The organism is Knoellia aerolata DSM 18566, from assembly GCF_000768695.1.
Taxonomy (GTDB): Bacteria; Actinomycetota; Actinomycetes; order Actinomycetales; family Dermatophilaceae; genus Knoellia; species Knoellia aerolata.
The window spans coordinates 34,675-42,158 of the sequence record NZ_AVPL01000029.1 but is presented as its reverse complement, the minus strand read 5'-3'; the positions used below and the strand labels follow the sequence as shown (position 1 = coordinate 42,158).

Here is a 7,484-nt window from a genome sequence, read left to right as displayed (position 1 = left end):
GGGCCCGGCGCGCTGACGGGTCCGCTCCGGCGACGGCCCGCAGGGCGGGCGCCAGCCAGCCGGCCAGCTGCGGCGCGAGGTCGCGCCGGTCCTCATCCTTGTATGCCGTCACGACGGCCCGCAGCGCGCCGCGCGCCTCTCCCGTGACCCAGCACACCGGCATACCGGGCGGTGGGGGTGTCGGCACGGACGGCCGCGGGGACGGGTACAGCCAGTCGGTCACGTCACTGCGGCAGCGGGCACACAGCGAGGCGCCGGGACGGTGGCAGAGGGCGCAGCTCGACGGCAGGACGAGGTCGACGAGGTCGGAGAGCACGACACGACCCTCCCGCGGGCGGCCACACCACGCCACGGGTCGGGGACGCGCCTGTGGACGACGAGGCCTCCCCTGGCCGGTTGTGGACGGTCAGCGCGCGGGGATGGCGACGTCGGTGCCCTCGCCGAGGGAGAGCCACTGCTGACCCGCTCGCCGCAGCACGGTCCCGCTGGAGGTCGTGACGATGATGTCGCGCTCGCCGCCGCCCGACGTGATGGCGACACCGGTGGGGGTCTCGGCGAGCGCCTGCTCCTCGCCGTCGACCGAGATGATGTAGGGGCGGAGCCGCTCGTTGCTCCCGGCGCGACGTGCGAGGGTGGCCACGGAGAGGTCGGAGAGCCAGACCAGCCCGGTCGGCGCGACCAGCGTCGTCCCCAGCCGCAGGGGCTGGGAGAGCCGCTGGGGAACGCCGCCGGGGCCCCGGGACACCCCGGTCACGTCGATCCGGGCCCCGGAGCCGTCCTCGGCCGTGTGCAGGATCGCGACCCGGTCGCCGTCGGGCGAGGGCTTGGACTCGATGACACGGCGCTTGGCCAGCCACGGGGCGTCGAGGGCGGTGGCGGCGGGGCGGGCCACGGACGGGTCGCCGGTGACGTCGAACACCCAGAGTCGCAGGGCGCTCTGGTCGTCGAGACCGATCCCGCCGGCCCAGAGGAACCCCCGCACGTCGTATGCCGGGTGGCCGACCCTGGTGCCGAAGAACGGCATCTCGTAGCGCGTGGTCCCGCGGAACCGGGACAGCCCCTGGCCGTCCGGGTCGACTGCGGCGACGTCGGTGCCGTCCGGTGACAGGGCGAGCGAGTGGTAGCCCGAGGTGACGTTGACCAGGCCGGACGGGCTGGGCTCCCGCTCGAGGGTGCTCGTGCTCGGCAGGAGGTAGAGCACGTCGCCGCGGCGGATCACCGGCTTGCCGAGCGGCACCTCGGGGAGGACGGGGAAGCCGACCTGCTCGATGGTGCGGACGGGGAGGTCGACGTCGGGGAGCTCGAGGGTGACGTCACCGATCCGGATGGACACGCCCTGCACCGTCGGGTCCTGAAGGAGGGTGGACACGAGCTGCGCCCAGACGTTCTCGCGCTGGGTCTGGTCGGTGGGGACCTGCCCGGTGATCTCGACGCGGGCGACGCCGTCGGCGACGGACACCGAGTCCGCGGTGAGGCGCGAACCGCGCGGGATGTCGTTGCGCACCGCGCCGTCGAGGTATGCCGGCGGGTCGGCGAGCTGCGCCCGTGCGAGCCGGGTGGCGAGGTGGTCGCGGGCGAACCAGCGCCGGTCGGGCACGAGGGCGCGACGGTCGGTCGCGACGTAGTGCAGGTCGTAGGGCTGGAGGAGCCGGCCGAGGTCGGAGGTGGTGAGCCACCGTCCGAACTCCTCGGGCACCGCGCTGATCCGCCACTGCCCCTCGATCCGGGCGAACTCGAAGGCCGCCTGACGCCTCGCCGGCGCGGACGCTGCGACGTAGCGGCCGTCGGCGCCGATCGTGGCCACGACCGCCCCGGACAGGACGGCGGCGTTGGGGGCGCTCGGGGTCACGGTCAGCGGGGTGGTCGTCGAGTAGAGGACGACCTCCTTCTCCGGCGACCACGCCTTGACCGCGTCGGGGGTGAGGAAGCTGCGGGCGGTGTCGTAGTTGCCGTCGCTGGCCGCACCCGCTCGGACGAAGCCGCGCACGATCTGGTCCTGGGTCGCGTCGGCGGCGGGTCCGGGGAAGAAGGCGCGCACCGGCTGGACGTCCCCACCCTGCACCTCCAGCCCGGGCTGGACCGACGTGCCGCTGCCGATGCCGCTGCAGCCGACGAGGACCAGCAGCGCGGTGAGCAGCGCGCCCGCGGTGCCGAGCCGGGCGCGGCGGGGCCGGGCGCCGCTCACGGCCGTTCACCCGGTGAGAGCGCCAGCGGTGACGAGGTGAGCGAGTGACCGGCCTCCTGCGGCAGGGTCAGGCGGAAACGCGAGCCGACGCCGGGCTCGCCCCAGGCCTGCAGCCAGCCGTGGTGCAGCCGGGCGTCCTCGAGGGCGATGGCAAGACCCAGGCCCGTCCCGCCGGTGGTGCGGGCCCGCGCGGGGTCGGCACGCCAGAACCGGGTGAAGACCATCGACGCCTCGCCCGCGCGCAGGCCGACACCGTGGTCCTCGACGACGATGGCCACCGCGCCGTCCTCCGCACGGAGGCGGATGGTGACCGGCTTGCCGTCGCCGTGCTCGATCGCGTTGACGACGAGGTTGCGCAGGATGCGCTCGACCCGGCGCTCGTCGACCTCGGCCTCGATCGGGCCGCGGGCGAGCACCTGGACGGTGGAGCCACGGCGCTCCGCGAGGGGGCGGGCTGCCGCGACGACCTCGGCGACCGTGTCGCGCAGGTCTACGCGGTCGAGCTCGAGGGCTGCGGCTCCGGCGTCGAAGCGGCTGATCTCGAGGAGGTCGGAGAGGAGCGACTCGAAGCGGTCGAGCTCGCCCTGGAGCAGCTCGGCCGAGCGGCTCATCACCGGCTCGAAGTCGGCCCGCGCGTCGTAGATGAGGTCCCCGGCCATGCGGATCGTCGTCAGCGGTGTCCGCAGCTCGTGCGAGACGTCGGAGACGAAGCGCTGCTGGACCCGGCTCAGCCCCTCGAGCTGGCGGATCTGCGCCTGGAGGCTGTCGGCCATGGCGTTGAACGACGTCCCGAGCAGGGCGAGGTCGTCCTCGCCGCGCGCCGGCATACGTTCGTTCAGCTTGCCGGACGCCAGGCGCTCGGCGACCTCGGCCGCGCGTCGGACCGGGGAGACGACCTGCTTGGTGACGACCCACGCCACGGCGCCCAGGAGGACGGTGAGGATGAGCCCGGCCAGCGTGAAGGCCGTGGAGATGAGGCTCATCGTCCGCAGCTCCTGCGTCATCGGGTAGATGAAGTACAGGTCGTAGCGGCCGGCGGTCGGCACCTCGACGCCGCTGCCGACGAACACCGCCGGGACCTGGGCGCCGTCGACGAGGACGTCGTTGACCACCGTCTGCTGGCGGGAGGGGTCGGCGGCCACGGCCTGCCGGAGCTCCTGGCTCACCGAGGCCAGCCCGAGCCCCCCGGACCCGAGCGGGTCGAGGACGGTCGGGCTCGTGTTCTTGGCGCCGCGGATCATCACGACGTAGCGCGAGGGCTGCGGTCCGGCCGGCGTGAGCGTCGACCGCATGAGGTCGAGCGCGATGATGTTGAGCTCCTGCACCGTCGTCGCGGTGGTGTTGTCCCAGCGCTCCTGGGCCTGGGCGGTGAGCGTGCGGGCCTCGTACTCGCTCGTCGCGACCCGGTCCCGGCGCAGGCCGTCGGCGATCTCGCTGTAGAGGTAGGAGCCGAGCAGGGAGACGACGACGAGGCCGAGGACCACGGTCGTCGACACGACGCGGAACTGGAGCGAGCGCCGCCACGTGCGCAGGAGCCAGCGGGCCGCCGAGACGACGCCGCGTCCGGCGGCACGCAGTCCCAGCATCGCCCGGCCACCGATGTGCCGGACGTGCCCGGACAGGGTGGGTGACGGTGACGTCCCGGCGCCGGTGGTGGCGGTCGGCGTCCCCGACATGGTCAGGCCGGTCCGGCCCGGTAGCCGACCCCGCGCACGGTGACGACGATCTCGGGGCGCTCGGGGTCCTTCTCGATCTTGGACCGCAGTCGCTGGACGTGGACGTTGACGAGGCGGGTGTCGCCGGCGTGGCGGTAGCCCCAGACCTGCTCGAGGAGGACCTCGCGGGTGAAGACCTGCCACGGCTTGCGGGCGAGCGCCACGAGGAGGTCGAACTCGAGCGGCGTGAGGTTGAGCGACTCCTCGCCGCGCTTGACCGAGTGGCCGGCGACGTCGACGGCGAGGTCGCCGATGGTGAGGCGCTCGGGCTCGGCGTCGTTGTCGCGGCGGAGCCGAGCGCGGACCCGGGCGATGAGCTCCTGCGGCTTGAACGGCTTGACGACGTAGTCGTCCGCGCCGGACTCGAGACCGACGACGACGTCGATGGTGTCCGTGCGGGCCGTGAGCATGACGATCGGGACGCCGGACTCGGCGCGGATCCGGCGGCACACCTCGAGGCCGTCGATGCCGGGGAGCATGACGTCGAGGAGCACGAGGTCGGGCCTGGTCTCGCGGAAGGCGGCGAGCGCACCCGAGCCGTCAGCCACATGGCTGACCTCGAGGCCCTCGTTGCGCAGCACGATGCCGAGCATCTCCGACAGAGCGAGATCGTCGTCGACGACGAGCACGCGACCCTTCACGGTCAGTCCTCCCTCAGTGGCGACACGACAGACGGGGGCGCTGTCGCTGCGCCAGTGGTCCATGATCCCACAGCGAACTGTGCCCACCGCTCAGCTAGGCCGTGCGTCTACCCCTCAAAGGCCACCATTGCTGAATGCATCAGCAATCTTGATCGCGCCTGGACCGATGATGACGATGAACAGCGCGGGGAAGATGCACAGGAGCAGAGGGAAAAGGATCTTGACGGTGACCTTTTGGGCCGCCTCCTCCGCCCGCTGACGGCGAGCGATGCGCATCTCCCTGGTCTGCTCCCGCAGAACCGCTGCCACCGGAAGACCCATGCGATCTGCTTGGACCAGGGCGCTGACGAATGTCTTGACCTCTGCCGCCGTCGTTCGTGCGCCGAGAGCCGCGAAGGCGTCGGCACGCGATTTCCCGATTTGGATCTCCGAGAGCACGCGCGCGAACTCACCCCCGATCGGACCGGTCACGGTCTTCGCTACTTGGAGGATTGCGGCATCGAAGCCCTGTCCTGCCTCGACGCAGACCGTGAGCATGTCGAGTGCGTCTGCCAAGCCTTTGCGCATCTCGGTCTGGCGCTTCATGCCCATGTTGTAGACCAATAGGTCCGGTACGAAGAAGCCAGCTGCACTCAGTGCCACCGCTGCGAGGACGCCTCGGACGTTGAATCCGAGGATGACGAGCGCGAGCACGGCTCCAAGGAGTAGCCCGATGCCCTTGGTGCCCATGATCCGCTCGATGGTCCACGCCGCAGGGTTCCCCGCCTTGTCGAGTGACCTAGCGATGCGGTCCCCGGTTCCACTCGGGGACATCCGGACGGCCACACGACGGAGCCCGCTGATCATGGGGTCCAGAAGTCGGTCGCGGGCCGCGAGTTCGTGCTTCGCGACAGTAGTCCGGGTGGGCGAGTAGTTGACCAGCTCGAGCGAACGTGCGACGCCGCGGCTCTCGCCAGGACCGACGCTTGTGGCAAGGACCGCAACTGCCACGGCCGTGACAACCAAGACGGCACCGAAGAAGAGAAGCATCACTACACCTCGATCTTGACGACGTTGCGCATCCAGAAGATCCCGGCAATCATCGCCAGCACGCCCATGACACTCATGAGGAGCCCGTAGAGCGTGGTCCACAGCAGGCTGACGTACTCGTAGTTGCTCCACATCGAGAACAGGAGCACGCCAATGGGAAGCGCGATGAGAATGTAAGCAGACAACCTGCCTTCGGCCGAGAGCGCTCGCACGTGACGGCGCAGGCCCTCCCGCTCGCGCAGGGTCGCAGCCGTGGTGCGCAAAGTGTCAGCCAGGTTGCCGCCGACCTCGCGTTGGATACGGATGGCCATGGTGGCCCATCGCATGTTGTCGCTGTCCATCCGGTCCGCGGTGTGCTCGAGGGCGTCGGACACGTCAGCGCCGATCCGGGTCTCGGCCAGCGCCCGCGAGAACTCCTTGGCGCAGGGCTCAGGCGCGTCCCGGGCGACCGCGTCGAGCGCCTGAAGCAGGCTGAACCCACTGGCGAGACTTGTGGCGGTCAGCATCAAGACGTCGGGCAACACGAACTCGAACTTGCGGGCTCGACGACGCGCCAAGAAACGAAGGATCAGTGCAGGAAGGAGGAAGCCGGCGACTACCCCCATGAACAGTCCTACCCACGGGGTGCGAGGGATGAGCAGGACATATCCCACCAAGCCACCCACTAACACTGCCAGCACTCGCAGCACGAACCACTCACCAGCTCGCCACGGCAGGTCGGCGCGGTCGAGCAGGGCCATCGTCCTGCTCGTCGACTCTCTCCCGGACATGATCTGTTCGCCCATGTCCACCAGACTTTGGCTGATGGCGCTTGGCGCGGCTTTGGCGTTCTTCCCATTGGGACGGACGCGCCCGTATCCGTAGGCTTCGATGGTCGACACGCGCGCCTTGCGCTTGGACCGGAAGACCGGAGCGAAGGCAACAACGACGAGGACGAAGACACCGAGGAACAATAGGAGGATGGCGAGCGGGAGAAAGATCCTGCTGGGCGAGGTCGCTTTCGGCGTGCCCGCCGAGCCAGCCAGGGTGGGCACGGGTGCTGCAGTGGTCTCCTCCGTGGTCTCGACGATGGGCGCCTCCGCGCCGAGGTCGAGCGTTGCCGTTGCGGTGAACGGCGCCCCGGACGCGACTCCATTGACGACCATGGTCTGCATCCCGGTGAGACCCGGCGGCCGCCGCGCCGTGATCGCGACTTGTGACTCCAACGTCCGTGCGGCCGCGTCGAACGCCGCGGTCACTGCCGCGCGGTTCTCCGCGGTCGCGACGGATCCGCCGCCAGCGGTAGCGAATCGTTGCAGGACGCCGCCGTTTGCTTCCGGACTTTTGAACGCGACGACTTCGACGCGCACCTTGCCTCGCGTCAGCGCCGTGATGGCCGCCTTCAGCTGAGCTGCCTCCCCCGCTGACCCGCCCTTGAGCGCCTCGACCGTGTCCCCGCCGTCGCTGAGAAGGACGATGCTGCGTTCGCCGACGGTGCCTAGCGCTTTGACGGCATCCTGCACTCCCTTGTACAACGCCGTCTCCCCGCGAGACCGCAGACCGTCGACTGCGCGCTGGACAACGACGCGGTCGACCGTGGGCGGGACGTCGACACCCGACGTGGAGGCGAACGACACGACCCCTACCTTGACGTCCTTCGGGACGGCCACAAGGAAGTCCTGGACCGCAGTCCGGACCGTGGCGATTCCGCTGGCCTCCATGGACCCGCTCGTGTCGATGACCAGCATCGTCGTTCGTGGTTTCACGGCGGCCGGCGTCACTGTCACGGGGACGCTCGTGCCGCCGATGGTCGCACTCACGGATTGAGGGTCGACAACGGTCCTGTTAGCTCCGCGGATGATGAGCGTCCCGTCGACGGTCGATGCCGTGGGTCGCAAGTCGCTCAGCGAGGCGCGCACGGCTTTGGCCTCGGCG

5 protein-coding genes and 1 pseudogene are annotated in these 7,484 nt (G+C 70.5%); all 6 read right to left on the bottom strand.

Features of this window, described 5'->3' with window-relative positions; all coding sequences use genetic code 11:
- Positions 1-316, bottom strand: a pseudogene (locus N801_RS11500) (hypothetical protein); the annotation flags it as partial.
- A gap of 90 nt (positions 317-406) precedes the next feature.
- On the bottom strand, positions 407-2,185 hold the full coding sequence (locus N801_RS11495; protein WP_035937867.1) for an LpqB family beta-propeller domain-containing protein: 1,779 nt from the start codon (positions 2,183-2,185) through the stop codon (positions 407-409).
- Positions 2,182-3,861: an MtrAB system histidine kinase MtrB gene (gene mtrB / locus N801_RS11490; RefSeq protein WP_245618408.1), complete on the bottom strand. Its 1,680-nt coding sequence runs from the start codon at positions 3,859-3,861 to the stop codon at positions 2,182-2,184. The genes N801_RS11495 and mtrB overlap by 4 nt, the downstream gene beginning before the upstream one ends.
- A gap of 2 nt (positions 3,862-3,863) precedes the next feature.
- The gene (gene mtrA / locus N801_RS11485) at positions 3,864-4,541 is read right to left on the bottom strand and encodes an MtrAB system response regulator MtrA (RefSeq protein ID WP_035937865.1); all 678 of its coding nucleotides are present in this window, start codon (positions 4,539-4,541) and stop codon (positions 3,864-3,866) included.
- Between the two features lie 114 nt (positions 4,542-4,655).
- The gene (locus N801_RS11480; protein WP_035937879.1) at positions 4,656-5,570 is read right to left on the bottom strand and encodes a type II secretion system F family protein; all 915 of its coding nucleotides are present in this window, start codon (positions 5,568-5,570) and stop codon (positions 4,656-4,658) included.
- Between the two features lie 2 nt (positions 5,571-5,572).
- On the bottom strand, positions 5,573-7,369 hold the full coding sequence (locus tag N801_RS11475) for a type II secretion system F family protein (protein WP_245618406.1): 1,797 nt from the start codon (positions 7,367-7,369) through the stop codon (positions 5,573-5,575).
- Positions 7,370-7,484 lie beyond the last annotated feature (115 nt).

Coding starts and splice junctions, on each gene's coding strand:
- mtrB (WP_245618408.1), bottom strand. CDS start 3,861: ATGTCGGGGACGCCGACCGCCACCACCGGCGCCGGGACGTCACCGTCA.
- N801_RS11480 (WP_035937879.1), bottom strand. CDS start 5,570: ATGCTTCTCTTCTTCGGTGCCGTCTTGGTTGTCACGGCCGTGGCAGTT.